This is a genomic window from Mycobacterium sp. 663a-19 (genome assembly GCF_035616495.1).
Classification (GTDB): domain Bacteria; phylum Actinomycetota; class Actinomycetes; order Mycobacteriales; family Mycobacteriaceae; genus Mycobacterium.
On the sequence record NZ_JAPJAV010000002.1, the window covers coordinates 190,600 to 216,018 of the forward strand.

Sequence of the window (25,419 nt, forward strand, 5' to 3'; positions counted from 1 at the left end):
CGAAGGAGATCGAGATGACGGCTGCGACGGCGCGCGCCGTGCGGTTCGACCGCTACGGGGGCCGTGATGTGTTGTACGTGGCCGACATTGACATGCCGTCGCCCGGGCCGGGCGAGGTGGTGGTCGAAGTCCGCGCCGCCGGGATCAATCCCGGCGAGGCGGGCATCCGGGTGGGTGCGCTGCACGAGATGTTCCCCGCCACGTTTCCGTCCGGCGAGGGCAGCGACCTCGCCGGCGTGGTGACCGCGGTGGGACCCGGGGTCACCGAGTTCGCGGTCGGCGACGAGGTGCTGGGTTTCAGTCTCCGGCGATCCAGCCACGCCACCCACACCGCGGTCCCCGTCGGCCAGCTGATCCGCAAGCCTCCCCAATTGAGTTGGGAGATCGCGGGTTCGCTGTACGTGGTGGGCGTGACGGCGTACGCCGCCGTGCGGGCGGTCGCGCCCCAACCGGGGGAAACGGTCGCCGTTTCGGCGGCGGCGGGCGGGGTCGGCAGCCTCGTCGTGCAGCTGCTGGTCCTGCGCGGGGCGCGGGTGCTGGGAATCGCCGGGCCCGGCAACGCCGACTGGCTGCGCGCGCACGGCGTCGTCCCGATTTCCTACGGCGACGGCCTGGCCGACCGGCTGCGCGCGGCCGCGCCCGACGGAATCGACGCCTTCATCGACTTGTTCGGCCCGAACTACGTCCAGCTCGCGGTCGACCTGGGCGTGCCGCCCGAGCGGATCGACACCATCATCTCGTTCCAGAAGGCGGGCGAGGTCGGCGCCAAGACCGAGGGCAGCGCGGAGGCCTCCACACCGGAGGTGCTCGCCGAGATGGCCGACCTGGTCACCACCGGCGCCATCGAATTCGACGTCGCCGCAACCTATCCGCTGGACCGCGTCGCCGACGCGTTCGAGGAGCTCGAGCGCCGCCATACCCACGGCAAGATCGTCTTGCTGCCCAACGGTTCGCCGTAGTCGCGCGAATACCGTTCAGGCGATGGCGGTCTGGACGACCTTGACGACGACCAGCGCGACGGCCACCACCAGGTAGCCGCGCAGCGTGAACAGTGCCGCCCGGCGGGTCGGCGACAGGGTCGCGCGGGGCAGGACCGCGAGGTTGGGCGTCTGCCAGTTCTCCCGGTCCTGCCGGCGCACCGCGCGCCGTTCGGCGGGCGTGAGCAGCGGCGTGTCGTCGAGCTCGTCGACGTCTTCGGGTTCCAGCCCACCCCCGAGCGTCCGCACGACGGCCTCCGCGTCGCGCAGGTCGTTATACCGCCGGTCGGCGACGATCACGGCGGCGCCGCCGGCGATGCCGATCAGCGCGCCGGCCACCAGCCCGCCCTCGATGGTGGCGGTGGACAGGCGCGGGAAGAACGTCGTCGCCGTCAGCGCGAGCGACAACAGCACCAGGGACCACACGATGGTCCACGCAATGATGTTCTGCCGCACCGTGTTCACCCACGGGCCCAGCACGGCCCGGTCATTGCAGAGCAAAACCAGGAACACGGTCGCCGACGGCAGCAGCACGCCGGCGAGCGCCTGCACACCCTGGGTCACCAGGCCCAGGATGTGGTCGGGGCTGAACGCGACCGCCGCCGACACCGCGAGCAGGAATGCGTAGCCGCCGTAGAACAACGGGGCTTCGCCGATCTTCCAGTGCAGCGAGTGCCGCTTGCCCAGCGCGTCGCCGACGGCGTAGGTGGTGGCCAGCCCGATGGCGTTGGCGCCGATCAGCGATGCGTCCAGCAGGATGATCGCGAACAACGCTCCGACCGCGCGGCCGGCGTGGTGGGAAAGCGCGGACGCGACGGCGCCCGCGTCGGTGAAGTGGCCGACGTCGGCGGTGCCGGCCAATCCGAACGCGGCTACCGCCATCAGCACGGTCGCCCCGGCCATGACGACGACGATCCCGATGACCAAATCGGCTCGCGCGTAAGGAATCCAGCGTGCCGTGATGCGCTTGTCGACCACGTTGGACTGCTGGAAGAACAACTGCCACGGCGCCACCGTGGTGCCCACGATCGCGACGACCAGCAGCAGCACGGTGGAGTTGAGCCCGCCCGGGAACTGCGGCATCAGCCCGCCGGCGCTCGCCGTCACCGAGGGGTGCACCAGCAGCACCATCGGGACGATCAGGACGTTCACCGCGATCAGCAGGAACATCAGCGCCTCCCAGCGGCGAAACGAGCCCCCGGCCACCACGGCGAACAGCAGCGCGGCGGCGGCCGGGATCGCAACGATCCGCGGGCAGCCCAGGAAGCCCAATGCCAGTGAGACACCGATGAATTCGGTGACGATGGTCAGGGCGTTGAGGATCAGCAGGTCACCGACGCTGAAGGCGCCCCAGAACTTGCCGAAGCGCTCGAAGATCAGCCGCGCGTGACCGACCCGGGTCACCGCGCCGAGCCGCAGCACCATCTCCTGGTTCACGTACAGCACCGGAATCAGCATCGCCAGCGTCCACAGCAGGCCCATCCCGTAGTTCTGCCCGGCCTGCGCGTAGGTCGCGACGCCGCCGGCGTCGTTGTCGCCCACCATCACGATGAGTCCCGGGCCGGTGATGACCATCAGCGTCCGCAGGCGGCGCCAGCGCCCACCGAACGCGCCGGTGCCGTCCCGCCGGATGCGTCCGAACGCGCCGACGATGTCGCCGGCGTGCGCGGAATCCAGCACGGCCTGCCCGGACGCGTGCAGTCCGCGCTGCTGGGCCGAGATCGAGGTCATAGGATCACCGGCGGGTGTCGGCACGGTCCGACGGGTGTCCGCCGAGCGAGGCGGTGACCACCGCGATCGGCATCCGCGAGACGTACAGGTTGGCGCGCTCCTGCGGCGTCAGCGCGTGCCCCGCGCACAACCTGCCCATCAGCTGGCGGCCCGCACGCAGCATCGACCGCCCACGCAACCTGGTAACACCGGAAACACGGTGTGCAACAACAAAAGCCATGATCGTCACCTCTTTCGGGTCCGATCGGCTCGTGACATTTCGCGCCGGAGCGTGCGGGGCGGCGCGCCGTCGACGGCGCGGAACCCGCGAGTGCTCGTGAAGTTCAGGCGGTACGAAGAGTGCCGGAACCGGATCGGGACAAGACGGATTTCGGATAGGGACTATCACCGGGACTCATCTCGCCCTCACCTCCTCACGGCCGGGACACGCACGGGTGCCATCACATTTCACCTGAACGGAAGGGGCGATAACCGGCGCCAATGACGCCGGTCGCACCCCTCTCGTCGGAGCTTCGGCACTGCACGGCGTATCCGGAAGATCTCCGGAAGCCACTTGGGCTCAACCCTTGAGCCGGGAAGAGCTGTCCTGACCCGGGGCGTCTCTCGACGTTCGGGGTCAGTGGCCTGTATCCATGCAGACGCCTCACCTACCGAGGTGCTTGCCCGTCCATGCTGGCACGCGGCCCGCTGCGCGTCAAACTCATTAGCGGTTTCGTTACGCCGTCGTGGCTACCCTCGAGGACATGGCCACAACATTGCGGGATCCCCGGGTTTCCACCGTGCTCGATCGGATGTACGCCGAATCGAAGGAGCAGATGTCGCTGCTGCGTGAGCGGCGCGACCAGTTCGACCGGCCGATGACGGCCGCGGAACGCGCCGAGGCGATGAGCGAGTTCTACATCCCGGTGACCCCCGAGGCCGGCCGGCTCCTCTACGCGCTGGTGCGCGCGACGCGCCCGGCCACGGTGGTCGAGTTCGGCATGTCCTTCGGCGTCTCGGCCATTCACCTTGCGGCGGCGGTGCGCGACAACGGTTCCGGGCGGGTGGTGACCACCGAGCTCAGCGGCACGAAGATCGCCGCCGCGAAGAAGACTTTCGCCGAGACTGGACTGGACGACGTCATCACCATCCTCGAGGGGGACGCGCTCAGCACGCTGCGGGGCGTGGACGGACCGGTCGGGTTCGTCCTGCTCGACGGTTGGAAGGACCTGTACCTACCGGTGATCAAGCTGCTCGAACCGCGGCTGCCGACGGGCGCGTTGATCGTCGCCGACAACACCAGCGCAGCGGACACCGGGCCCTACCTCGACCTCGTGCGCAATCCCGAAAACGGCTACACCAGCTTCAATTTCGCGGTCCGGGAAAGCGACAGCATGGAAATCAGCTGCCGCACCGACGATTGACGATCACCGCAGGGATTCCTCCAGCCACGGCGTCAGCCACTTCACCCCCTCCGGGGTGAGGTGGACGCCGTCGCTGCGCACCTTGATCCCGTCGACCTTGGCGGTGTAGACGCCGTCCGGGCACAGCTTCTTGTTCAGGTCGAGGATCGCGACGTTGGGATGGTGGGCAACCGTGTTGCGCAGCATGGTGTTCCACTGGTTGACCCGGTCGGGCTGGTCCTCCGGGTACAGCCGGCCATCCGGCTTTTCGCCGCCGCGGCTGTAGGGCACGGTCGCCACCACCACGCGAACCCCGGTGGAGCTCACGATGTTCAGGGCCCGCTCGAGTTCGCCGTTGAGGTACGCGTCGAAGGTCGGATCGCCGATGTGGGTCCACTGTCCCTCGTTGACCCGGTCGACGGTTTCCCAGCGGCCGATGATCAGTAGCGCGACGTCCGGCTGGTCCTGGCTGACCTGGGCCGACCAGCGGGCCGGCCAGCTGTCGCATTCGGGCCGTTGCTCCAGCGTCTGGCCGATGTAGCGGTACGGCGTGCCGCGCACCAGGCTGCAGCCGATGACGGTGTGATCGAGGAAGGCGAATCCGGGCGTCGGCGGAAGGTAGTGCATCCAGGTCCAGCCGATCGAATCGCCGAACACCGAAACGGTGAACGGCCGGTTGGGATCCCTCGGCCGCGGGTGACCGGTGCCCGGCGGCGACGGCGACACCGCCGCGACCGCCGAGACGCCCGGCGGCAGCCCGTTTTCCCGCAGCGCGGGCCCGGTCCCCACCGGGATCAGCAACAGCGTGATCGCGGCGGCGCTGGCCACCGTGGCGGCCGCCAGCGGCAACAACGGCACCCGCGCCGGGGCCCAGCGCCGGACCGGCTGCTCGATCAGCCACCACGACGCGGCGGCCACGGCCACCGTGGCCGCGCACCGGGTGGCGAACAGCGGCAGCCCGGTCCATCCTGTGCGTTCGCCGTTGAGCGCCAAAAAGATTGGCCAGTGCCACAGGTACACGCCGTAGGAGATGGTGCCCAGCCACACCAGCGGCGGCGCGGCCAGGATGCGGGCGACCAGGCCGCGCTGTTCCAGGGCCACCGGGGCGATCACCAACACGGCCGCGACCGCCACCCCGATCAGCAGACCGTGGCGGAATTCACCCACGTCGCCGGTTGCGTAGTGGGCGGCGGCGGCCAGGCCCGCCACCCCGGCGAACGGCAGCAGGCGGGCGACGCGGCGCCCCCACCGGGTCCGGATCATGCACCAGCCGCGGTTCAGCGAGGGCCAATCCCGGACCAGCAGGGCCGCCGCCGCCGAGCCGATCAGCAGCGCCTGCGCGCGGGTGTCGGTGCCGAAATAGATTCGGTCACGCGTGCTGTCGGAGACGAAGACGATGGCGGCCGCGGCGGACGCCAGCGCCCCCAGCGCGGCGATAACGAAGACGGCGAAGCGGACCCCGCCCACGGTCGCCCGCATGAAGTAGCGCCGGGCCCGCGCCGCCAGCAGCAGGGTCACCGCGATCAGCAGGACCGGCCAGACGAAGTAGTACTGCTCCTCGACCCCGAGCGACCAGGTGTGCTGCAGGGGCGAGGGCGGGGCGCCCTGCGTGAAGTAATCGGTCTTCTGGGCCACGAACCGCCAGTTCGCCATCCACAGGAACGCGGCGATCGCGTCGTCCCGCAGCCCGGTGAGGGCCTGGTAGGGCAGGAGTTCGCGGGCGGCGCCCACGGTGAGCACCATCAGCACCAGCGCGGGCAGCAGCCGCCGCGCGCGGCGAATCCAGAAGCCGGTCAGCTCGATACGGCCGCTGCGCCGCAACTCGTCGAGCAACAGCGAGGTGATCAGGAACCCACTGAGGACGAAGAAGACGTCGACGCCGATGAACCCGCCGGTAACCCCGGGGATGCCGCCATGCCCGGCGAGCACCAGCGCGACGGCTATCGCACGAAGCCCGTCCAGGGCGGGTATGCCGCCGCGCCGTTCTGGTTGATCCCAAATCGCCAGCCGGCCGGCGCGTCGCACGGGTGCGACCCATCGGGGGCGCCGAGCAGAAGGCGCCGGCGCGGGGTGCGTCCCGCCCGGCTCAGCGCTCGCCTTTAGCGCGCCCTGACCTCGCCCGGCGCCGTAGTTGCTGCCGATACGTCGTTGCCCCTCCTCGTGATCTCAGCAAGCTTAGAGGCGGCGCCGCCCGATCCAGGCGAAGACACGCGAAGACACGCAAGGGTTTTGGCTCACCTACCGGCCAGCAGCTTGGTGGCCAGTTCGCGAAGCTCACCGGCCTTGATCTTGGCGTTGCCGGTGACCGCCACCTCGTCCTCGCGGAAGAACAGCAGATGGCGCGGCACCTTGTAACTCGCCAGTCGTTGCCGCAGGAAGGCCAGTAGCTGCTCGGTGTCGAGGGTCACGCCGTCGTGCGGCACCACGCAGGAGACGACGACCTCGCCGAGCGTTTGGTGCGGAACACCGACGGTCTGGGCCACTTTGACGCCGGGGTGTGCGATCAGGGCCTCGTCGACCTCGCGGGGCGAGACGTTGGCGCCGCCGGTCTTGATGATGTCGGTGAGCCGGCCCTGCCAGTACAGCCGGCCGGCGTCGTCGAGGTAGCCGCCGTCGCCGGTGGGGAAGAAGCCCTCGGGGTCGAGCGTCTCGTCGAGCGGGACGCCGATGTAGCCGAGCATCAGGGTGGGCCCCTTGACGCCGATCTCGCCGGCTTCGCCGCGCGCGACGACGCGGCCGCTGAGCGGGTCCGTGATCTTCAGCGTCACGCCGGGCAGCGCCACCCCGAAGCTGTCCGCGTGCACCTCGGGCGGGGTGTTGGCGGGGTAACCCGTTGTGATCGTGAATGTTTCGGTGTTGCCGTACGCGTGGCCCGGCTCGTGCCACTCGCCCGAAACGGTGGGATGGTGCGCGATCGGGGTCTTGTAGTCCGCGAACCGCACGCTGCTCAAATCGACGCTGCCCCAGTTGGGCGCGCCTTCCAGCTGGGCCCACTGGTGGGGCCAGGCGAACGGGAAGTTCACCCGCTCGACGGCGATGAGCTCGAGCGCCTCGGCGGCGTCGAAGGTCGACTGCAGGACCAGGGCCCCGCCGCTGGCCAGCGTCGAGCCGAGCACCATCGCGAAATTGCCGGACCAGAAGAAGCCGTTCGCGGTCCAGCCGCGGACGTGATCGTCGGGGGTGAACCCGTACATGCGCCGGAACCGCCACAGCTGGATGCACACCCCGCGATGCGCGCTGAGGATGCCCTTCGGCTTGCTGGTGGAGCCGGACGAGAAGAACAGCACGGCCGCATCGCTGGGCCGTGTCGCCGCGGCCGTCGCCTCGACGAGCTCGCGGGGTTCGCCGTCACCGGACGCCAGGAACTCGTCCCAGGTTTCGATGCCCGGCGCCGGCTCGCCGACCGAAACCAGTCGGCGCAGGAACGGGTACTGCGCCGGTTGCAGCCCGGCCAGGATGGCGGCGAAGTCCTTCGACGGCACCCTGCGCTCGAACAGCAGCACCGACACGGCGGAGGCCCGCAGCAGGTAGTCCAGCTCGGACGGCGTGGAAAACGTGCTGAGCGTGACGGCCACCCCGCCCGCCAGGGACGTACCGAACACGGCGGCAAGCCATTCCGGCCGGTTGGTCATCAAAACACCGACCCGGCCGTCCTTGCCCAGCCCGCACGCGCGCAACGCGCGCGCCACCTGCATCGCGCGCTCCCACAGCTCGGTGTACGTCCACCGGACCACGCCGTCGGCGGTGCGCCACACCAGCGCCTCCCGCTCGCCGTACGCCCCTGTCACCTCGCGCAGGAAACCGGGCAGCGTGAGCGCCCCCAGCCCGGGCTCGTCCGCCAGCGGCGGCCCGGTCACTATCGAAAGGCGGTGCGCCGCTTCCGAATCCGTCTCGTCGGCCATGGCTACCACCGTCTACAACGGCAGTTCGACCTCGGCCGTGCAGCCCACTAGCATGTCGCCGTTCTGGTTGGTCAGGCGCAGCTTGACCTGCACGAGGGGCACACCCCAGGTCGATTCCGGTTGCTTGTCGACGACCTCGGCGTCGAAATAGGTCACGTCGCCCTCGAAGGCGGGCGCCCGGAAGTCGGCCTTGGAGTGGCGCACCATGCCGTCGTGGCCCGCCCAGTACGCCAGATAGTCGGTGCACCATGCGCCCATCGTCGCGCCGTACCCGTAGGCGCGCGCCATCCCGACCTCGCTGGCCCGGTCGGCGTCGATGTGCCCGCGCGACGGGCCGACGTAGAGCCCGTCGCGCTTGCGCGGGTCGATCTTCGCGTCCTCCTCGTCGAACGCGAAGTCCTTGCCCCAGCCCGGATCCTGATAGACCCACGGATCCTCGATGCCGGGCGGCGCGACCCATCCGAAGGTGCCCCAGATGTTGAACAGGAACGCCCGGTACTCCGTGGTGAAGCTGGCGATGCTGTGCGGACCGATCACCCGGCGCGGCAGCGTGTCGCCGACCTTCACCTCGTCGAAGCGCGGTGACACACCCAAGCGGTTGGACTCCAGCCACTCGCGCCGCAGCCGTTCGACTTCCTCGAGCTCGGTTTGGGTCCAGCGTTTGATGTCACCGAGCTGGTTTTCGAACATCCCGCGCTTGGTCGCCTCCTCGTAGAGGTAGCGGATCGCGGTGGAACGCTCGCGCGCCACCAGGGTGCCGTGCTGGTTGGTGTGGACGGTGTCGCCGCGCGAGAACATCGTCGGGCCGGCGAACTTGGTCTCGGTCACCTTGTAGTCGTGAAACCGCCTCTTCTGGAACAACTTGTCGCCGGGCCGCACGGGGCAGCCGTAGAACCACCATTCCTCCCCACCGAAGATCAAGTGGCTGTTCGGAATGTGGCCCACGCACGCGGGCGCCGCGCCGTGCCCGTAGTCCAGGGCCACCGCGATGGACTGCGGCGCCACGATGCCGCCGAACTTCGAGTCGCGGGCGAACAGTTCGTCCCAGTGCAGCGGGTTGGGGTAGTCCATCGCCATCACCCACCGCCGGATGTCCGACGAGCTGCACGGGTCCCACAGTTGCCCACCGCCGACCGGCTTGCCGACCCGGTGATCGACGTCGGACAAATCGAGCTCGGCCATCAGCGCTCTCCTCAGCGGTTGACGTCGACGACGATGCGGCCGCGCACCGTGCCGTCCATGAGTTCCCCGGCCGCGGGAATCGCCTCGCCCAGCCCGATCTCGCGGGCGATGGAATCCAGCGTGCCGGGATCGAGGTCGCGCGCCAGCCGTTGCCAGGCGGCCAGGCGCCGCTCCTTGGGCGCCATCACGCTGTCGATGCCCAGCAGCGAAACGCCGCGCAGGATGAACGGCGCGACCGTCGCCGGGAAGTCCATGCCCTGGGCCAGCCCGCAGGCGGCGACCGCGCCGCCATAACGCGTCTGCGCGCAGGCATTGACGAGGGTGTGACTGCCGACGGTGTCCACCACGCCCGCCCAACGCTCCTTCTGCAACGGCTTCCCGGCCGCGCCGAACTCGGCGCGGTCCAGCACCGTCACGGCGCCGAGTTGCTGCAGGAACTTCTCCTCCGACGACTTTCCAGTCGCCGCGGCCACTTTGAACCCGGCCGCGCTCAGCAACGCGATCGCAACGCTGCCGACGCCACCGGTCGCCCCGGTCACCAGGATCTCGCCCTGCTCGGGCGAAACCCCATGCCGCAGCAGGGCATCCACGCACAGACTGGCCGTGTAGCCGGCGGTGCCGATCGCCATCGCCTGGCGGGTGCTGAACTCCGGCGGCAGGGGAATCAGCCAGTCACCGTTGAGCCGGGCGCGCTGGGCCAGCCCACCCCAATGCGTCTCACCCACCCCCCACCCGTTGAGCACCACGCGGTCGCCCTTGCTCCAGTCGGCGTGGCTGCTGTCGGTCACCACGCCGGCCAGATCGATTCCGGGCACCATCGGGAACTTCCGCACCACGGGCGATTTGCCCGTAATCGCCAGGCCGTCCTTGTAATTCAGCGTGGAGTACTCGACGTCGATGCCGACGTTCGCGTCGGGCAGCTGCGTCTCGTCCAGCTCGGTGACCCCGACCGTCTGCCCCGCCCCAGTTTCCGAGCCCTTTTCGATCAAAACTGCCGAAAACATCCGTGTCTCATCCCTTCTGGGGCGCATAGCCCAAGGTGCTCTTGACCTCCAAGTACTCGTGGAACCCGGCCTCGCTCCACTCCCTGCCGTTGCCGCTGTGCTTGTAACCGCCGAACGGCGCGTTCAAGTCGAAGGCGTGATTGATCGTCACCCAGCCGGCGCGGATCTTGCGGGCCACCTCCCGCGCCTTGTCGAGGTCGGCACCCGAGACGTAGCCGGCCAGGCCGTAATCGGTGTCGTTGGCGATCTCGACGGCCTGATCGATGTCGTCGTAACCGAGGATGCACAGCACCGGCCCGAAGATCTCCTCGCGCGCGATCGTCATGTCGTTGGTGACGTTCGCGAAGACCGTCGGATTGACGTAGTAACCCGTGTCCAGCCCCGCCGGCCGGCCCGGGCCGCCGGCGACGACGGTCGCGCCCTCGTCGATGCCCTGCTGGATCAGGCGCTGAACCTTCTCGAACTGCGCCCTCGACGCCACCGGCCCGATCGCGGTCTTGTCGTCGGGGCTGCCCACCTTCACCTGCTCGGCGGTCTGGCGCGCGATCGTGATCGCCTCGGCCATGCGCGAATTCGGCACCAGCATGCGCGACGGCGCGTTACAGCTCTGCCCGGAATTCGGCATCATGTTGACCACGCCGGCGCGGACGCTGTCGGCGAAGCCCGCGTCGTCGAGGACGATGTTGGGGCTCTTGCCGCCGAGCTCCTGGGTCACCCGCTTCACCGTCGGGGCGGCGTTCTTGGCCACCTCGATGCCGGCGCGGGTGGATCCGGTGAACGACACCATGTCGATGTCGGGATGGCTCGCCAGGGCGGCACCGACGCCGGGGCCGTCGCCGTTGACCAGGTTGTAGACGCCGGCCGGCACGCCCGCGGCATCCAGAATCTCGGTGAAGATGTAGGCCGAGAACGGCGCCACCTCAGACGGTTTCAGGATCATGGTGCAGCCCGTCGCCAACGCCGGGTAAACCTTGCACGCGATCTGGTTGAGCGGCCAGTTCCACGGCGTGATCAGCCCGCAGACGCCGATCGGCTCCTTGACGATCAGCGTCTCCCCGTGCTGCTCGTCGAACTGGAAGTTCTTCAGCACGTCGATCGCGGTCATCAGGTGGCCGAGCCCGAGCTGCACCTGCGGGCCGGCGGCCAGCGACGGCGGGGCGCCCATCTCCTCGGTCACCGCGTCGGCGAGATCGCCCGCCCGCTTCTGGTATTCGGCAAGGATCGCCTGCAGCAGGTCCAGGCGTTGTTCGCGACTGCTTAGCGACCAGCCGGCGAACGCGCGCCGCGCGGCCTGGACCGCCGCGTCCACGTCGGCGGCCGAGCCGAGCGAGATCTTCCCGGAGACCTGCTCGGTCGCCGGATTCTCGACGTCAAACGTGTTGGGCCGCGCCGGGTCAACCCAGCGCCCGTCGATGTAGAACTTCAGGTATTCGCGCATGACATCACCTTCTCGTTACTGGGTTCCTTCGGCATACCAGGTGCGGAATTCGTCGTACTTGGGCATCTCCTCGGAGTTGGCCTTCGGATCGATGCAGACGTGCACGACGGCCGTCTTGCCGCTCGCGTAGGCCCGTCGGATCGCCGGGCCGATCTCGTCCTCCTTCTCGACGTACTCGCCGTGGCAGCCGAAGCCCTCGGCGACCTTGTCGAGGCGGACGTCCTTGCTCCAATGCACCCCCGGCTGCGGCGACGGCTGGGGGAAGGTGCGCTTGTAAACGCCCACCTCGAGACCCCACTGATGGTCGACACCCACCACGCATACCAGTGGAACGTTTTGCCGTGCAGCGGTTTCCAGCTCGGCGATGTGGAAGAGGAACGCCGAGTCGCTGGTCAGCAGCATCACCGGGCGTTTGCCGCCCTCGGCGACCGATGCGCCGATCGCGTACGGCAGGCCGGTGCCGAGATGGCCGAAGTTCTGATTCCAGATGACGTCGCGCGGCTTGGCCTGCGAGTAGGTCCACTGGAATATGACGGTCGCGCCGCCGTCGCGGACCATGATGCCGTTCTTCGGGAAGGCTCGGGTGGCCTCGACGACGAACCGCGCCGGGTGCACCGGCGTCCGGCCCGTCGGCGCGTTCTCGGCGAGCTGCGCCAGCTCCGCCGCATCCGACTTGATCCACCGGTCAAGGTCGGCCGACGGCGTTCTCGGGGTGTCGCGCAGCGCCTCCACCAGCTGGGGCACCACCCCGCGAAGGTCACCGACCAGGGGGATGTCGATGGGGCGGTTGACGCCGATGGCCACCGGATCCTGTTCGACCAGAATCCATTTGCGCTTCGCGTCGTTCTGCGCCCAGTGGCGGGTCCGGCCGTAGTGGCTGGGCTCGCCGAGCTCCGTGCCCAGCGCGACGCACAGGTCGGACTCGACCACCGCCTCCACGGCCGCCGGCGAGAATCCGTAGGCGAAGGTGCGGTCCTCGAGACCATCGATGAACGACGTGCCGCCGGAGGTTTGGATCACCGGGCAGGCCATGAGGTCGGCCAACTCCTTGACCGCCGCGCCGGTGCGCGACGTGTGGACGCCGTGGCCGACCAACAGGATCGGACTCTTCGACGCCCGAATCAGCCTCGCAGCCTCGGCCACCTCGCGCTCGCCCGCGGTCTGGTTGACGAGCCGGTACCGGTTGGGCGGCAGCGGATCCGGCACGTCGAGCTCCTCGAGGATCACGTGCGACGGGTACTCGACGTAGGCCGGGCCGGGTGTGCCGGACATGGCCCGGCGGATCGCCTCGTGGATGATCTCGTCGGTCTGGTCGGCGTACTCGATGGAGGCGCTGTACTTCACCGACGGCGCGAACAGCGGCTCCTGCCGGACGAATTGGATGCGACCGCGCCGGACCCGGCGCTCGGTGATGCGGGCCCTCTGACCGCCGAGGAAGATCACCGGTGAATTCTCCACCTTCGCGCATTGAATCGCCCCGGCGATGTTGGCCATGCCCGGGCCCAGCGTGCCGATGCACAGGCCGGGTTTGCCCGTCATCCGCGATGCCGCTTCGGCCATGAAGCCCGCGCTCAGTTCGTGATGCGGCGCGACCACCGACCACCCGCGGGCGTCGGCCTCGGCGAACATGTGCACGAAGTTCGGGTCCGGGATGCCGAACAACGTGTTCACGCCCTCGGCCTCGAACAGGTCGAGGATGCGCTTGTAGACGGGCACGGCCATGGTCAAAAGTCCCTTTCCTCGCGAGCAGACGCAAAAGCACCCTCTGACGGGGTATTTCGGGTGCTTTTGCGTCTGCTCGCCCCAATTTCGGCGAGCACTTCCGCGGTGTCGGCGCCCAGCTCCGGCGCCGGGCCCGCGACGCGTCCCGGTGTCCGGGAGAACCAGGTGGGCACTCCCGGGAAGCGCACCGGCCCGTGTGGGGTGTCCACGGTCTCGAACATGCCCACGGCGTTCAGATGCGGGTCGTCGAACAGCGCACCGGGCGTGTTCAGCGGTGCGGCCGGTATCTCGAGTTCTCGGAACAGCGCCAGCCACTCCTGGGTGGAGCGCTGTTTCATCGTCTCGGCCACCAGCCCGTAGATGGTGTCGATCTGGCGTGCGCGTTGTTCCAGCGTCGAGTACAACTCGCTGGCCCACGGGGGCCGCACGGCGCCGATGAAGGCCTCCCAGTGCTTGTCGTTGTAGATCAGCGCGGCGATGTGGCCGTCGCTGGTGCGATACGGGCGGCGGTTGGGCGCCACGGTCCGCGGGTACACCGCCGGCCCCAGCGGAGGGTCGAACAGGGCGCCGTTGGCGTGTTCGACGAGCATGAACGAGGCCATGGTTTCGAACATGGCGACCTCGACCTCCTGCCCCTCCCCGGTGCGCTCCCGGTGATACAGCGCCATGGTCGTCGCGTACAGCGCGGTCAGCCCGGCGACCTTGTCGGCCATGATCGTTCCGACGTAGTCGGCCTCGCCGGTGAGTTGCTGTTGCACCGCCGGAAGGCCGCATTCGGCCTGGATGGTGTCGTCGTAGGCGGGCCGGTCGCGGTCGGGTCCCCGCCGCCCGTACCCGTAGCAGTTGGTGTAGACGATCGCCGGGTTGATGGCGGCGACGTCGTCATAGGCGAAGCCGAGCTTGGCGATCGCCTTGGCGCGCATCGAGTGGACGAACACGTCGGCGGTCTCGACGAGCGCGCGCAGCGCCCGGGCCCCGGCGTCGGTTTGCAGGTCCAGGACGACGCTGCGCTTGCCGCGGTTGACGTTGACGAACACGCCGCTCATGCCCGGCGCGGGACCGACCGAGATGTAGCGGGTGTTATCGCCTTGCGGCGGTTCGACTTTGATCACGTCGGCGCCCATGTCGGCCATGATCTGCGTGCAGTAGGGCCCCATCACCATCGCGGTGAGGTCGATCACCCGCACGCCGGCCAGCGGCCCGCTAGGCATGGCCCGCCCCCTGAGCGGCTTGGGCGGCCATCGAGAAGCTGTATCGGATGTGGTCGCCGTGGCCGTCCGGCACGACGGGGAAGACGACGGGATGAGACGCATCGCGGATCGCGTCGAGATGCCCGCCAACATCCTCGACCGTCCACGCGGGGCGATGCACGCCGGGGCTTTCGGCGATGACCGCCCGCGCCACCCGGCCCGCCAGCGCGATGAACACCTCCCCTGTCACAGAACAGGTTTCGTGCGCGAGCCAGCCCACCGTGGGCGCGACGAGCTCCGGGCCCATCGGTGGGTACGCCGAGGTGTCGATGCCGGCGGCCATCCGCGTCACCGCGGCCGGCGCGATCACGTTGCATGTCACGCCGTGGGCGGCGCCTTCGAGCGCCGCGACGTCCGACAGCCCGATCACGCCGGCCTTGGCGGCGGCGTAGTTCGCCACGTTGTGGTTGCCGTACAGGCCGCCGATCGAGGACGTCAGCACGATGCGCCCGTACCCGGCCTCGCACATGACCGGAAAGGCGGGCCGCAGCACATGGAACGCGCCGCGCAGGTGGACGTCCAGCACCGCGTCGAAGTCCTCGTAGCTCATCTCCGTCAGCGGCGCGTAGCGCACGATTCCGGCGTTGTGGATGAGGATGTCGACGCGCCCGTAGGCGTCGAGCGCCGCGTCGATGATGGCCCTGCCGCCGGCCGCGGTGGCGACCGAGTCGGTGCTGGCGACGGCTTGCCCACCGGCGGCGGCGATCTCGCGCGCCACGTCGCGGGCCGGGCCGGGATCGGTGCCGTCGCCGGCGAGGTCGCCCCCCGCGTCGTTGACGACGACCTTCGCGCCCCGGGACGCGAGCAGCAGGGCGTAGGAGCGGCCGAGCCCGCGGCCGGCCCCGGTGACGACCGCCACCCGGCCGTCGAAGTTCAAGGAGTTCAAGTCAGCCATCCCCGAGGACCAGACCGTCGAGGTCACCCTTGGCGCGCCAGGCCTTGAGCATGTCGTCAAACACGTAGAAGCCCGGCATGTACGGGTCGCCGATGGCCGAGCGGATGCCCTCGCCGCCACCGCCGCCCTCGTTGTTGTAATAGCCGGGCGTGCAGGAGACGGCGAATTCCGTGGCGTCCACGGAGGTTTCGCGGATCGTCTTGACCCAGTTGTCCTGGGCCTCCTGGCTGGGCTCGACGGTGGTGGCACCGCGCGCCATCGCCTCGGAGATGATGTAGGCGATGTGCTCGGTCTGCTGCTCGAGCATCGCGGTGGTGTTCCCCGCGACGCCGCCCTGGATGAAGCCGGTGAAGAACTGGTTGGGGAAGCCGCGGCTGGTCATCCCGTGCAGCGACTTGTAGCTGTCGCGCCAGTGGTCGAACAGCGACAGGCCGTCGCGGCCCTCGATCGCGTCGATCGCGTAGCGGCGGCTGATGTCGGTGGTGATCTCGAAACCGCTGGCGAAGATGACGCAGTCGACCTCGTACTCGATGCCGCCCGCGACGATCCCGTTCTCGGTGAGCCGTTCCACGCCTTTGGATTCCGACACGTCGACCAGCGTGACGTTCGGGCGGTTGAACGTGGGCAGGTATTCGTCGTTGCTGCAGGGCCGCTTGCACATGAACCGGTAGTACGGTTTGAGCGCCTCGGCGGTCTCCTGTTCCTCGACGAGCTCCGCGACGCGCCGCCGCAGCCGCTCCATGACCTTGTAGTCCTCCTCCTCGCGGATGGCCATGATCTGCTCGATGGTCAGCGACGTGGGATCGTCGAACGCCGCGATCCGCGCGGTCAGGTTGCGCCCGAGCTCCGTCCAGAAGTCGCACACCAGGTCGGGCTCGTCGAACACCGCCCCCTCCCCCAACGGCGACCAGCGGTGGAAGTTGCGCTTGCGGTTCTCCTGCCAGCCCGGCTGCAGCGACGCCACCCACCGCGGGTCGGTGGGCTCGTTGCCCCGCACGTCCACCGAGGACGGCGTGCGCTGAAACACGAAGAGGTGCTTGGCATCCCGGCCCAGGTGCGGGACGAGCTGCACGCCCGTCGCGCCGGTGCCGACGAGCGCGACGCGCTTGTCGTGCAGCTTGTGCAGCCCGCCGTTGGCGTCCCCGCCGGTGTAGTCGTAGTCCCAGCGGGCGGAGTGGAACATGTGTCCCTTGAAGTCCTTGATGCCGGGGATGCCGGGCAGCTTCGGCCGGTTGAACGAGCCCTGCGCCATCACCACGAACCGGGCGCGGATGTCGTCGCCGCGATTGGTGGTCAACCGCCAGCGCTCGATCGTCTCGTCCCAGCGCACCGTGCGAACCTGGGTGGACAGGATGGCGCCGTCGTAGAGCCCGAAGTGCTTCGCGATGCGACGGCAGTGCTCGTAGATCTCGGCGCCGTCGGCGAACTTCTTCGACGGCATGAAATTGAGCTCTTCGAGCATCGGTATGTAGCAGTAGGCGTCGTTGTCGCACTGGATTCCGGGGAAACGATTCCAGTACCAGACGCCGCCGAAGTCCCCGCCCATCTCGATGATGTGCACGTCGTCGACGCCCGCCTTCTTCAGGTACGCGCCCGCCAGCAGGCCGGCGATGCCGCCGCCGAGGACCGCCACGTCGATGTTCTCGTCGATCGGCGCGCGCGGCGCCACGGGCGTGTGGGGATCGACCTCGTAAAGGTCTGCGAACTCGTCCTTGAGTTCCAGGTACTGCTTCGAGCCCTCCGGGCGCAGCCGCTTGTCGCGCTCGAACAGGTACTTTTCCCGCAGCGCCTGGATGTCGATGTCGTCGGGCGTCTGCGTGGGTCCGCACGTTTCGAACATGGTCATCTGTCTGTGAGCTCCTGCGGTTCGCCGGTACCCATGTACTTCGACAATTGGTAATGCAGATTGACGGTGCTGCGTTCGCGGTAGGGGTTGGGCTTGGTGCCGGGGAAGCCAAGGGATTTCATGCCCCGCTGCACGGCGGCCATGTTCGAGAAGTCCTGCGGCAGGACCGAGCGCCACCGGGGGTCGCCGACCGGGGTGTACTCCCACTCCGTCTGGGGCTCTTGGCCTTTCGGGAACAGCTCGAACACCGACACCTCGAAGATGCACTTGTCGGGGTTGTAGCTGGGGTGGGGCCGCGCGCTGTAGCACAGCGCGCTGGTCAGGCCCTGCCCGATCTGGAAGTTCGGAAAGATCTGCCAGGCGGTGCCGGCCTGGCCGAGGATGTCCGACGGAATTGTCGGCCAGATGACGCCGCGGGCCTCGTCGTCGCGGCGCGCCGACGCGAGCCAGTGCTCCAGGACCTTGTCGGCCGGTGTGCCCTCGGGCAATTCGTCGACCAGCCGCTTGGCGGCGTTCACCAGAGTCTGGGTGGTTGTGGCGTTGGTCTCCTCCATCGTGTACACCTGCATCTCCGCGGTCGACACGCGCGGGTCGGCGCCGGTGCCGAGGCGGATCTTGGATTTGGTGGCCTCCATGTCTTCCGGGGCGTCGTAGCCGATGTTGCTGTGCTTGCCCTGCGCCTTCGCCCAGCCCTTGAACTCGCCGAACTTGTTGAACTCCGGATGCGTCGTATAGACGTGGTAGGTCTCGTTGAAGGCCTCCATCGCGACCTTCCAGTTGCAGTCGAATTCCAGCCACTTGCGCCACTTGTAGCGCATATTCTCCAGGCCGAACGGGTCGAGGATCTTCGCGGCGGGGAACAGGTAGTCGGCCAGCGGCTCGCAGTCGGGGTCCATGTTGATCCACAGCCAGCCACCCCAGGTGTCGACCTTGACCGGGCGCAGGTGGGTGTTGTCCGGTGTCAGCGCCTCGCGCCAATCCTGTTGCTCGCGAATGTGAATGCACGCCCCGTCCAGGCCGTAGGTCCAGCCGTGGAAGCCGCAGACGAACGACTTGCGGGCGCGCCCGCACGCGTTCTTCGCGCCCTCGGGGGTGTCGATCAGCCGGCGGCCGCGGTGCATGCAGACGTTGTGGTGGGCCCTGAATTCGCTTGCGCCGGTGCGGACCACGATGATCGAGTCGTCCAGGACGTCGTAGGTCAGGTAACTGCCCACCTCGGGCAGCTCCTCGACGCGGCCGACCTGCTGCCAGACCCTCCGCCACAGCCGGTCCCGCTCGGCGCGGGCATAGTCCTCGCTGATGTAGGCTTCCACGCCGATGGTCATCGGCTTCGAAAGCTCTTCGGCCGCTTGGACTTCGGTATCGGTCATCACATCCTCCTGATGGCAGCGCGGAAGGATTCGTCCTTGAGAAACAGCGAGGTGTTGTCGGCACCGAGGTGGCTCCATCTGAGGTCGAGGCCGCCGTCGACGAGCAGCGTCTGGCCGGTGACGTAGCTCGACAACTCCGAGAGCAGGAAAAGGATGGTGCCGGCCTGTTCCTCGGAACGTCCGCGCCGGCCCATCGCGATCGCCCGCCGGTCCCGGTCCGGGTCCTCGTCGACGTAGGCGCGCGAGGCGGCGGTCTCGGTGACGCCCGGCGCCACGGCGTTCACCCGGATTCCGGCCAGCGCCAGCTCGAGCGCCATGGTGCGGGTCATCGCCGTGATCGCGGACTTGGCGGTGCCGTAGGCGATGTGGAACGGCGCGGTGTTCATGCCGCTGATCGAGGAGATCGACACGATCGACCCGGGCAGCTCCCGCGCGACCAGTTCGGCCGCCACCGCCCGGCTCATGAAGAACGCCGTCTCGAGATTGTCGGTGAAGATCTTGCGCCAGTCGTCGCGCGTCACCCGGGTCGACGGCATCCACGTCGACGGCTCGGCCCCGCCGGCGACGTTGACCAGGCCGTAGAGGCTGCCGTCGGCGCGCCGCGCCTGCTCCATCACCGCGGCGATGCCCTCGTCGGTCGACGCGTCGGCCGCCACCGGCACGACCGCGAGACCCTGCTGCGCCAGCGGGACGACGTGCTCGTCGAGGTTCTCCTTCGACCGGCTGACCGCAATCACCGTGGCCCCCGCCCGGGCCGTCATCGCCGTGACGGTCGTGCCGATGCCGCCGCCGCCGGCGCCGGAGACCACCACGATGCGACCGTCGAGCCCGAGGAGATCTTCCATGACCTGCTTTCCCCTGGCATTTTTGTCCGGACAATATATCGGGTTCTGTCCCTTGGAGAACACTATTCCCATCGGCGAACACGCCTGTCAAGGGCGGTGCCGATTCCCCATCCGCTATTGTCTGGACTAGCTGGGCTTGATAACGTCCAGGCCCAACTGGGCACTTCCGGCTAGCGGGAAGGATCTCGGCGAGACATGTCCAATTCGCAGGCCGTGTCCTCGCGGCCGTCGCGGTACGCAGTGGATCATCCGGTCGACCTCGCGCCGGGCTGGCGACTCGAGCGGGTGACCGCTCCGAGCCGCCTGTTCGGCGCCAACGGTCTGCGCACCGGCCCGGACGGTCGCGTCTACATCGCCCAGGTGACCGGCAGTCAGATCAGCGCGCTGGACCCCCGCACCGGGCAACTGGTCACCGTGAGCACCAGGGGCGGCGCGATCGTGGCGCCCGACGACGTCGCCTTCGACGCGAGCGCCAACCTGTACGCGACCGAGGTGATGGACGGCCGGGTCAGCGCGCTGGACACCACGGGCCGAACCCGGGTGCTGCGCGACGACGTCCCGTCGGCCAATGGCATCACCGTTCATCGGGGCCGCTTGTTCATCGGCGAATGCCGGGAGGGCGGGCGCCTGCTGGAGCTCGACCTGGGCGGCGGCCCGCCGCGGGTGCTGCTGGAGAACGTGCCGTCGCCGAACGCGATGGAGGTCGGCCCGGACGGCCTGCTGTACTTCCCGGTGATGGGCGCCAACGAGATCTGGCGCATCGATCCCGACGGCGGCGAACCACAGTGCGTCGCAAGCGATCTCGGTGTGCCCGACTCGGTCAAGTTCGACGCGCAGGGCCACATCGTGTCGACCCAGGTGGCCAGCGGGCAGGTGCTGCGCATCGATCCGCGCAGTGGCGAGCGGCGGGTGCTGGCCCAGCTGAGCCCGGGCCTGGACAACTGCACGTTCGTCGGCGAGAAGGTGCTGGTGTCCAACTTCACCGGGGAGATCACCGAGATATCGCCCGACGGCACGACGCGAACGGTGCTGCCCGGCGGGCTGAACTGGCCGCTGGACCTGGCCGTGGGTCACGACGGGCAGCTCTACATCGCCGACGGCACCTACTTCTATGCCGCCCGGCCCGACGGGTCGCTGCGGACCGTGGCGATGTTGTTCAGCCCCGGCTATCCCGGATTCCTGCGCGGCGTCGTGCCGAGCGGGCCCGGCGAATTCGTGGTGACGACGTCGGGCGGCCAGGTCGCCCGCTACCGGCCGGCGGCGAGCGAAAGCGAGGTGCTGGCAGACGGTTTCGACCAGCTGTACGGTGTCGCGCTCGGTGCCGGCGGCGTGGTCGTCGCCGAACTGGGCACCGGCCGGCTGCTGTCGGTACGGTCGGGTGGCCTCGACGTGTTGGCCGGCGGCCTGCGCGACCCGGTCGGCGTCGCCGTCGACGCGGGCGGAGCGTGCCTGGTGGCGGAGGCCGGAGCCGGAACCGTCGTCAGGGTCAACGGGTCGGGGACCGACACCGTCGTCGCCGATCTGCAACGCCCGCAAGGCATCCTGCTACGCGACCGGGCGCTCTACATCGTCGACGCCGGCGCCAAGGAGCTGATCGCCGTCGACCTGGACACCAACGTGCGCAGCACCATCGCGTCCGGGCTGCCGGTCGGCCCGCCGCCGGGGGTGGTGCCCAAGCCGCTGAACGGAATGCCGCCGTTCTCCGGACCCCAGGGCCCTTTCGCCGGCATCGCCGCCGCGCCCGACGGGACGCTCTACGTCTCGGCCGACGGCGACGGCAGCGTCCTGGCCGTGCGCCGGTCACGGGACGGCCGCTGATGTCCCAGGCCGTCTCCAGCGAGCATCGCTACCTGCAGATCGCGCGCACGCTGCGCAAGGAGATCGTCGACGGCGTCTATCCCGTGGGCTCGCGGCTGCCGACCGAACACCAGTTGTGCGAGCGGTTCGCGGTCAGCCGCTACACCGTTCGCGAGGCGCTGCGGCGGCTGCGCGAGGACAACCTCGTCGCGTCGCGGCCGCGGGCGGGCACCCGCGTGGTTCCCCGCCCGGCGTCCAGTTCCTATGCGCAGGACGTGATGTCGATCGACGACCTGCTCGAGTTCGCGGCCGGCGCGCAGCTCAACATCGAGTCCAGCGCGATGGTGACGGTCGATGACGAGCTCGCCGCCCGGACCGGCCTGCAGGCCGGCACACAGTGGCTGTCCGTGTGCGGCTACCGGCAACCCGACGGCGCGCCGGTGCCGCTGTGCCGAACGGAGTACTACATAAGCCGCACGTTCGCCGCCGTCGGCAGGCTGCTGCAGCGCCACGCCGGCCCGATCTTTCCGTTGATCGAGGACCTGTTCGGCGTGACCATCGCCGAACTGCACCAGGAGATCGCCGCGGTGCTGCTCTCCCCCGAACTCGCCGACGGGCTCGGAGCCGAGCCCGGGACGGCCGCCCTGCAGATGCGGCGCACCTACAAGACCTCCGACGACGAGGTCGCCCAGGTTACGATCAACACCCACCTGTCGTCGAGCTTTCGGTATGCGATGACCATGCGCCGCGTGAATGATTAGGCCGCGCGCCGCGGAGGCGTACCGGCGCGGGCTCTTTGTGCACACCACGCTGGCCGATGCGCTGCGCGCGGCCGCGGAGACCTCGCCGCGGCGAACCGTGTTGGTGGACAACGACACTCGGCTGGACTGCGCCACGCTGTACACCCAGGCCGACCGGCTGGCGTCCGCCCTGCTGGCGCGGATGGCGCCCGGCAGCGTCGTGTCGTTCATGCTGCCGAACTGGCACGAGGCCGCCGTCGTCTATCTGGCGGCGACGCTGGCCGGGATGGTGGTGAACCCGATCCTGCCGTCGCTGCGCGACCACGACCTGCGTTTCATCCTCGAGGACGCGCAAACCGCGATGATCTTCGTCCCGCACCGATTCGGCGGAGACGATTTCGCGGCGATGCTCGACCGGGTGACCGCGGCGATGGCCACCGCCCCGGAGGTGGTGGTGCTGCGCGGCTCCAAGACCGGCGGTTCGCACACGCCGTATGCGGCGCTGTTCGAAGATTCGGGCGCGTCGACGCCGCCGGCGCTGGATCCCGACTCCGTGCGGATGGTCCTGTACACATCCGGCACCACGGGCCGCCCCAAAGGCGTTCTGCACAGCCACAATTCGCTGCACGCGCTGATCCGCCAGATCCGCGACCACTGGGCCGTCGACCCGGGCGACACGTTTCTCGTCCCGTCGCCGATCGCCCACATCGGGGGCTCGATCTACGCGTTCGAATGCCCGCTGCTGCTGGGCACCACCGCGGTGCTCATGGACCGGTGGGACCCCGCCGCGGCGGTGGCCCTGATGAACGGCGAGCGGTGCACCCACATGGCCGGCGCGACGCCGTTCCTGCAGCAGCTGCTCTCCGCCGCCGAGCGCGCCGGAACCCGGCTGCCCGACCTCAAGGTGTTCATCTGCGGCGGCGCGTCCGTCCCGCCCTCGCTGATCCTCCGCGCCGCAGCGTATTTCGACCGGGCGGTCGTCACCCGGGTATACGGCTGCACGGAGGTGCCCGTCGCGACCGTCGGCGCGCCGAGGCAAGACGAGGCCGACCGCGCCGCGGACACCGACGGACGGCCCGGCATCGCCGACATCAAGCTCGTCGCGCACGAGGCCGCCCCGGCCGGCGACGGTGAGATCCGCGTGCACGGCCCGCAGATGCTGCTGGGTTACCGGCATCCCGAGGACGACGCCGACGCGTTTGACGACGAAGGGTTTTTCCGCACCGGGGATCTCGGGCGCTGGGTCCAACACCGGCAGGACCGGTACCTCGTCGTGACCGGCAGGGCCAAAGACGTCATCATCCGCAGCGGCGAGAACATCTCGGCGAAGGAGGTCGAGGACCTGCTCGCCGAGCATCCCGGCATCGCCGAGATCGCGGTCGTCGGGCTGCCCGACGAGCGCACCGGGGAACGGGCCTGCGCGGTGATCGTGCCCGCGGGCGCGGCGCGGCCCGACGTCGCGAGCCTGCTCGCTTTCCTGACCGCGAAGGGCGTCGCGAAGTTCAAGGCGCCGGAACAGGTGGCCATCTGGGACGCGCTGCCGAAGAACGACGCGGGAAAGATACTCAAGCATCGGATCCGGGCGGCTCTGATGCAGGCGTCGACACAGACACGGGATGGGTGAGATGCAGGTCGCAATCGTCACGGGAGCAAGCAGCGGCATCGGCCTCGGGTGCGCGACGAAACTCGCCGCGATGGGCATGGCGATCGTCGGCACGGGCCGCGACCGGGACCGGCTGGCCGAGCTGGAAAGGGCCGTCGGCGATCCGGATCGCGTCGCGACGGTCGCCGCCGACTTGACCCACGACGACGCGCCGCAACGCATCGTGGACGCGGCGGTCACTCGGTGGGGCCACATCGACTTCCTGATCAACAACGCCGGAGTGGGCAGCCCCAAACCGCTACACGAAACAGACGACGAGACGCTGGACTACTTCCTGGGTTTGATGCTGCGCGCCCCGTTCCGGCTCGCCCGCGAGTCGCTGCCGCACATGGCGCCCGGGTCGGCGATCATCAACCTCACGTCGACGTTCGCGGTCGTCGGCGGGCTGCGCGGCGGCGCCTACTCCGCGGCTAAGGGCGGGCTGACCGCGCTGACCACCCACATCGCCTGCCAGTACGGGGCGTCGGGCGTCCGCTGTAACGCCGTCGCGCCCGGTGTGACGCTGACGCCGATGGTCGAGAAACGCCTGCAGGACGAGCGATTCCGCAAGATGAACACCGAGATGACGCCGCATCCGCGATTGGGCACCATCGACGACGTCGCCAGCACCGTCGCGTTCCTGTGCTCGCCGGGGGGCAGTTTCATCAACGGCCAGACGATCGTCGTCGACGGCGGATGGAGTTCGACGAAGTATCTGTCGGAGTTCGCGTTGAATTCGGAGTGGATCCAGCGGTGAATTGACTCATCCCGACCGCTCAAGCGGATTCGAAGTGGCGACGGATGCCGCCCAGCATCGCGATGTGCGCCTTGACCGCCTCTCGGGTGGTCACCGCGGCCAGCAGCCGGGGCGCCGTGATCCGGATCCGCTCGGTGACTCGGGTGCCGCCGCCGGCCGGCTCGAAGCTCACGGCGCCCCGCAGACGCACCCCGGGGGACTGGTCGGCCTCGGTCAACACGTCGCCGACGGCGGGAACCTGCAGCCGCGCGTGGTAGGTGGTCCGGATGACGAACGGCCCCAACGGGATTCGGTCGACCACGCGATAGCTTTGCCGGTAGCCGTCGGGGGTTTCGGTGCGGGACAGCGCTTCCACGGACACGATCAGCGGATGCACCAGCTTGATGTTGTCCAGGTCCACATAGAAGTCGCGGACCTGATCGGGCGGCGCGGGCACGTCTTCGGTCATCGTCCGCTCGGCGTGGGCGGTCCACCAGCTCATGGGAGACAACCTAGCCCGGCGCGGCTTACCGTAGACGCCATGGGCAACGCGGTTGAAATCGGCACCGGCGTGGTGGAGCGCTACCTGGACTGCCTGGCGGCCCACGACTGGGATGGGCTGGCCGACACCATCGCCGACGAGGGCCTGACCCGGGAGGGCCCGTTCTGCGACCGCGTCGACGGCAAGGCGCACTACGTGGCCTACCTGCGCAAGGTGTGCACCAACCTGGAGGGCCACCGGCTGGAGGTCCAGCGGGTCTCGCACGTGGACGCCCGGCTGTCCTTCGCCGAGCTGAGCGAGACGTTCGTGATCGACGGCGTCGCCACCACCTGGCCGGAATGCATCCTGTTCGAGCAGGGAGACGACGGTTTGATCGCCCGCGTCAGCGTGTTCTTCAAGCAACCCGGGGCCGACACGCCCTGACGCCCGGCGGGAGAACTATTCCCTGATCCGCGGAG

Annotated in this window: 21 protein-coding genes and 1 riboswitch; of the genes, 7 read left to right on the forward strand and 14 right to left on the reverse strand. The window is 69.1% G+C overall.

Annotated features, from left to right (window positions below):
• The first annotated feature begins 14 nt into the window (after positions 1–14).
• Complete coding sequence (locus OQ968_RS05245; protein WP_324675437.1) at positions 15–959, forward strand: NADP-dependent oxidoreductase; 945 nt, start codon at positions 15–17, stop codon at positions 957–959.
• A gap of 15 nt (positions 960–974) precedes the next feature.
• Here the strand turns inward: OQ968_RS05245 and OQ968_RS05250 are convergent, their stop codons facing one another.
• On the reverse strand, positions 975–2,708 hold the full coding sequence (locus OQ968_RS05250) for an NRAMP family divalent metal transporter (RefSeq protein WP_324675439.1): 1,734 nt from the start codon (positions 2,706–2,708) through the stop codon (positions 975–977).
• A 4-nt stretch (positions 2,709–2,712) separates the two neighbouring features.
• Positions 2,713–2,928 carry a hypothetical protein gene (locus OQ968_RS05255; protein ID WP_324675973.1) on the reverse strand — a complete coding sequence of 72 codons (216 nt, stop codon included), beginning with the start codon at positions 2,926–2,928 and terminating at the stop codon, positions 2,713–2,715.
• Positions 2,929–3,197: 269 nt separating this feature from the next.
• A riboswitch (M-box (ykoK) riboswitch) is annotated at positions 3,198–3,370 on the reverse strand.
• Positions 3,371–3,451: 81 nt separating this feature from the next.
• Here OQ968_RS05255 and OQ968_RS05260 point away from each other — a divergent pair.
• Positions 3,452–4,111: an O-methyltransferase gene (locus OQ968_RS05260; protein ID WP_324675441.1), complete on the forward strand. Its 660-nt coding sequence runs from the start codon at positions 3,452–3,454 to the stop codon at positions 4,109–4,111.
• Between the two features lie 3 nt (positions 4,112–4,114).
• On the opposite strand, the gene OQ968_RS05265 is transcribed toward OQ968_RS05260, so the two are convergent.
• The 11 genes from OQ968_RS05265 to OQ968_RS05315 all read right to left on the reverse strand — a co-directional run bounded on the left by OQ968_RS05265 (position 4,115) and on the right by OQ968_RS05315 (position 19,544).
• On the reverse strand, positions 4,115–6,115 hold the full coding sequence (locus OQ968_RS05265) for an acyltransferase family protein (RefSeq protein WP_324675443.1): 2,001 nt from the start codon (positions 6,113–6,115) through the stop codon (positions 4,115–4,117).
• A 209-nt stretch (positions 6,116–6,324) separates the two neighbouring features.
• Positions 6,325–7,992, reverse strand: a complete 1,668-nt coding sequence (locus OQ968_RS05270) for a class I adenylate-forming enzyme family protein (RefSeq protein ID WP_324675444.1) — start codon at positions 7,990–7,992, stop codon at positions 6,325–6,327.
• Between the two features lie 12 nt (positions 7,993–8,004).
• Positions 8,005–9,174: an FAS1-like dehydratase domain-containing protein gene (locus OQ968_RS05275; RefSeq protein WP_324675446.1), complete on the reverse strand. Its 1,170-nt coding sequence runs from the start codon at positions 9,172–9,174 to the stop codon at positions 8,005–8,007.
• A gap of 11 nt (positions 9,175–9,185) precedes the next feature.
• Positions 9,186–10,178 carry an MDR family oxidoreductase gene (locus tag OQ968_RS05280; protein WP_324675448.1) on the reverse strand — a complete coding sequence of 331 codons (993 nt, stop codon included), beginning with the start codon at positions 10,176–10,178 and terminating at the stop codon, positions 9,186–9,188.
• 7 nt (positions 10,179–10,185) lie between these two features.
• The gene (locus tag OQ968_RS05285) at positions 10,186–11,616 is read right to left on the reverse strand and encodes an aldehyde dehydrogenase family protein (RefSeq protein WP_324675450.1); all 1,431 of its coding nucleotides are present in this window, start codon (positions 11,614–11,616) and stop codon (positions 10,186–10,188) included.
• 15 nt (positions 11,617–11,631) lie between these two features.
• Positions 11,632–13,338, reverse strand: coding sequence for a thiamine pyrophosphate-binding protein (locus OQ968_RS05290; protein ID WP_324675451.1), 1,707 nt, complete (start codon positions 13,336–13,338; stop codon positions 11,632–11,634).
• Between the two features lie 2 nt (positions 13,339–13,340).
• Positions 13,341–14,534, reverse strand: coding sequence for a CoA transferase (locus tag OQ968_RS05295; protein WP_324675928.1), 1,194 nt, complete (start codon positions 14,532–14,534; stop codon positions 13,341–13,343).
• Positions 14,535–14,541: 7 nt separating this feature from the next.
• Complete coding sequence (locus OQ968_RS05300) at positions 14,542–15,483, reverse strand: SDR family NAD(P)-dependent oxidoreductase (RefSeq protein ID WP_324675453.1); 942 nt, start codon at positions 15,481–15,483, stop codon at positions 14,542–14,544.
• Positions 15,476–17,329, reverse strand: a complete 1,854-nt coding sequence (locus tag OQ968_RS05305; RefSeq protein WP_420715833.1) for a flavin-containing monooxygenase — start codon at positions 17,327–17,329, stop codon at positions 15,476–15,478. The genes OQ968_RS05300 and OQ968_RS05305 overlap by 8 nt, the downstream gene beginning before the upstream one ends.
• A complete protein-coding gene (locus tag OQ968_RS05310) occupies positions 17,326–18,699 on the reverse strand; it encodes an aromatic ring-hydroxylating dioxygenase subunit alpha (RefSeq protein ID WP_324675454.1) in 1,374 nt (457 codons plus the stop codon). The genes OQ968_RS05305 and OQ968_RS05310 overlap by 4 nt, the downstream gene beginning before the upstream one ends.
• A complete protein-coding gene (locus tag OQ968_RS05315; RefSeq protein WP_324675456.1) occupies positions 18,699–19,544 on the reverse strand; it encodes an SDR family oxidoreductase in 846 nt (281 codons plus the stop codon). Before OQ968_RS05315 ends, OQ968_RS05310 begins: the two co-directional genes overlap by 1 nt.
• A gap of 195 nt (positions 19,545–19,739) precedes the next feature.
• Between OQ968_RS05315 and OQ968_RS05320 the strand changes: the two genes are divergently transcribed.
• The 4 genes from OQ968_RS05320 to OQ968_RS05335 are packed head-to-tail and all read left to right on the forward strand — an operon-like array spanning position 19,740 to position 24,480.
• Positions 19,740–21,362 (forward strand): SMP-30/gluconolactonase/LRE family protein, encoded by a 1,623-nt coding sequence (locus OQ968_RS05320; protein WP_324675458.1) that lies wholly within the window; start codon positions 19,740–19,742, stop codon positions 21,360–21,362.
• Positions 21,362–22,102, forward strand: a complete 741-nt coding sequence (locus OQ968_RS05325; RefSeq protein WP_324675460.1) for a GntR family transcriptional regulator — start codon at positions 21,362–21,364, stop codon at positions 22,100–22,102. Before OQ968_RS05320 ends, OQ968_RS05325 begins: the two co-directional genes overlap by 1 nt.
• Positions 22,095–23,705, forward strand: a complete 1,611-nt coding sequence (locus OQ968_RS05330) for an AMP-binding protein (protein ID WP_324675462.1) — start codon at positions 22,095–22,097, stop codon at positions 23,703–23,705. Before OQ968_RS05325 ends, OQ968_RS05330 begins: the two co-directional genes overlap by 8 nt.
• The gene (locus OQ968_RS05335) at positions 23,698–24,480 is read left to right on the forward strand and encodes an SDR family oxidoreductase (protein ID WP_324675464.1); all 783 of its coding nucleotides are present in this window, start codon (positions 23,698–23,700) and stop codon (positions 24,478–24,480) included. Before OQ968_RS05330 ends, OQ968_RS05335 begins: the two co-directional genes overlap by 8 nt.
• Positions 24,481–24,499: 19 nt before the next feature.
• On the opposite strand, the gene OQ968_RS05340 is transcribed toward OQ968_RS05335, so the two are convergent.
• Complete coding sequence (locus tag OQ968_RS05340) at positions 24,500–24,961, reverse strand: SRPBCC family protein (protein ID WP_324675466.1); 462 nt, start codon at positions 24,959–24,961, stop codon at positions 24,500–24,502.
• 39 nt (positions 24,962–25,000) lie between these two features.
• Between OQ968_RS05340 and OQ968_RS05345 the strand changes: the two genes are divergently transcribed.
• On the forward strand, positions 25,001–25,384 hold the full coding sequence (locus tag OQ968_RS05345) for a nuclear transport factor 2 family protein (protein WP_324675468.1): 384 nt from the start codon (positions 25,001–25,003) through the stop codon (positions 25,382–25,384).
• Positions 25,385–25,419: the final 35 nt, after the last annotated feature.

Excerpts from the sequence above, each read along its gene's own strand:
- OQ968_RS05315 (WP_324675456.1), bottom strand. The coding sequence starts at position 19,544 with ATGGAAGATCTCCTCGGGCTCGACGGTCGCATCGTGGTGGTCTCCGGC.
- OQ968_RS05325 (WP_324675460.1), top strand. The coding sequence starts at position 21,362 with ATGTCCCAGGCCGTCTCCAGCGAGCATCGCTACCTGCAGATCGCGCGC.
- OQ968_RS05310 (WP_324675454.1), bottom strand. The coding sequence starts at position 18,699 with ATGACCGATACCGAAGTCCAAGCGGCCGAAGAGCTTTCGAAGCCGATG.
- OQ968_RS05250 (WP_324675439.1), bottom strand. The coding sequence starts at position 2,708 with ATGACCTCGATCTCGGCCCAGCAGCGCGGACTGCACGCGTCCGGGCAG.
- OQ968_RS05345 (WP_324675468.1), top strand. The coding sequence starts at position 25,001 with ATGGGCAACGCGGTTGAAATCGGCACCGGCGTGGTGGAGCGCTACCTG.
- OQ968_RS05335 (WP_324675464.1), top strand. The coding sequence starts at position 23,698 with ATGGGTGAGATGCAGGTCGCAATCGTCACGGGAGCAAGCAGCGGCATC.
- OQ968_RS05330 (WP_324675462.1), top strand. The coding sequence starts at position 22,095 with ATGATTAGGCCGCGCGCCGCGGAGGCGTACCGGCGCGGGCTCTTTGTG.
- OQ968_RS05300 (WP_324675453.1), bottom strand. The coding sequence starts at position 15,483 with ATGGCTGACTTGAACTCCTTGAACTTCGACGGCCGGGTGGCGGTCGTC.
- OQ968_RS05320 (WP_324675458.1), top strand. The coding sequence starts at position 19,740 with ATGTCCAATTCGCAGGCCGTGTCCTCGCGGCCGTCGCGGTACGCAGTG.
- OQ968_RS05340 (WP_324675466.1), bottom strand. The coding sequence starts at position 24,961 with ATGAGCTGGTGGACCGCCCACGCCGAGCGGACGATGACCGAAGACGTG.
- OQ968_RS05245 (WP_324675437.1), top strand. The coding sequence starts at position 15 with ATGACGGCTGCGACGGCGCGCGCCGTGCGGTTCGACCGCTACGGGGGC.
- OQ968_RS05270 (WP_324675444.1), bottom strand. The coding sequence starts at position 7,992 with ATGGCCGACGAGACGGATTCGGAAGCGGCGCACCGCCTTTCGATAGTG.
- OQ968_RS05255 (WP_324675973.1), bottom strand. The coding sequence starts at position 2,928 with ATGGCTTTTGTTGTTGCACACCGTGTTTCCGGTGTTACCAGGTTGCGT.
- OQ968_RS05280 (WP_324675448.1), bottom strand. The coding sequence starts at position 10,178 with ATGTTTTCGGCAGTTTTGATCGAAAAGGGCTCGGAAACTGGGGCGGGG.
- OQ968_RS05260 (WP_324675441.1), top strand. The coding sequence starts at position 3,452 with ATGGCCACAACATTGCGGGATCCCCGGGTTTCCACCGTGCTCGATCGG.
- OQ968_RS05275 (WP_324675446.1), bottom strand. The coding sequence starts at position 9,174 with ATGGCCGAGCTCGATTTGTCCGACGTCGATCACCGGGTCGGCAAGCCG.
- OQ968_RS05290 (WP_324675451.1), bottom strand. The coding sequence starts at position 13,338 with ATGGCCGTGCCCGTCTACAAGCGCATCCTCGACCTGTTCGAGGCCGAG.
- OQ968_RS05305 (WP_420715833.1), bottom strand. The coding sequence starts at position 17,329 with ATGACCATGTTCGAAACGTGCGGACCCACGCAGACGCCCGACGACATC.
- OQ968_RS05285 (WP_324675450.1), bottom strand. The coding sequence starts at position 11,616 with ATGCGCGAATACCTGAAGTTCTACATCGACGGGCGCTGGGTTGACCCG.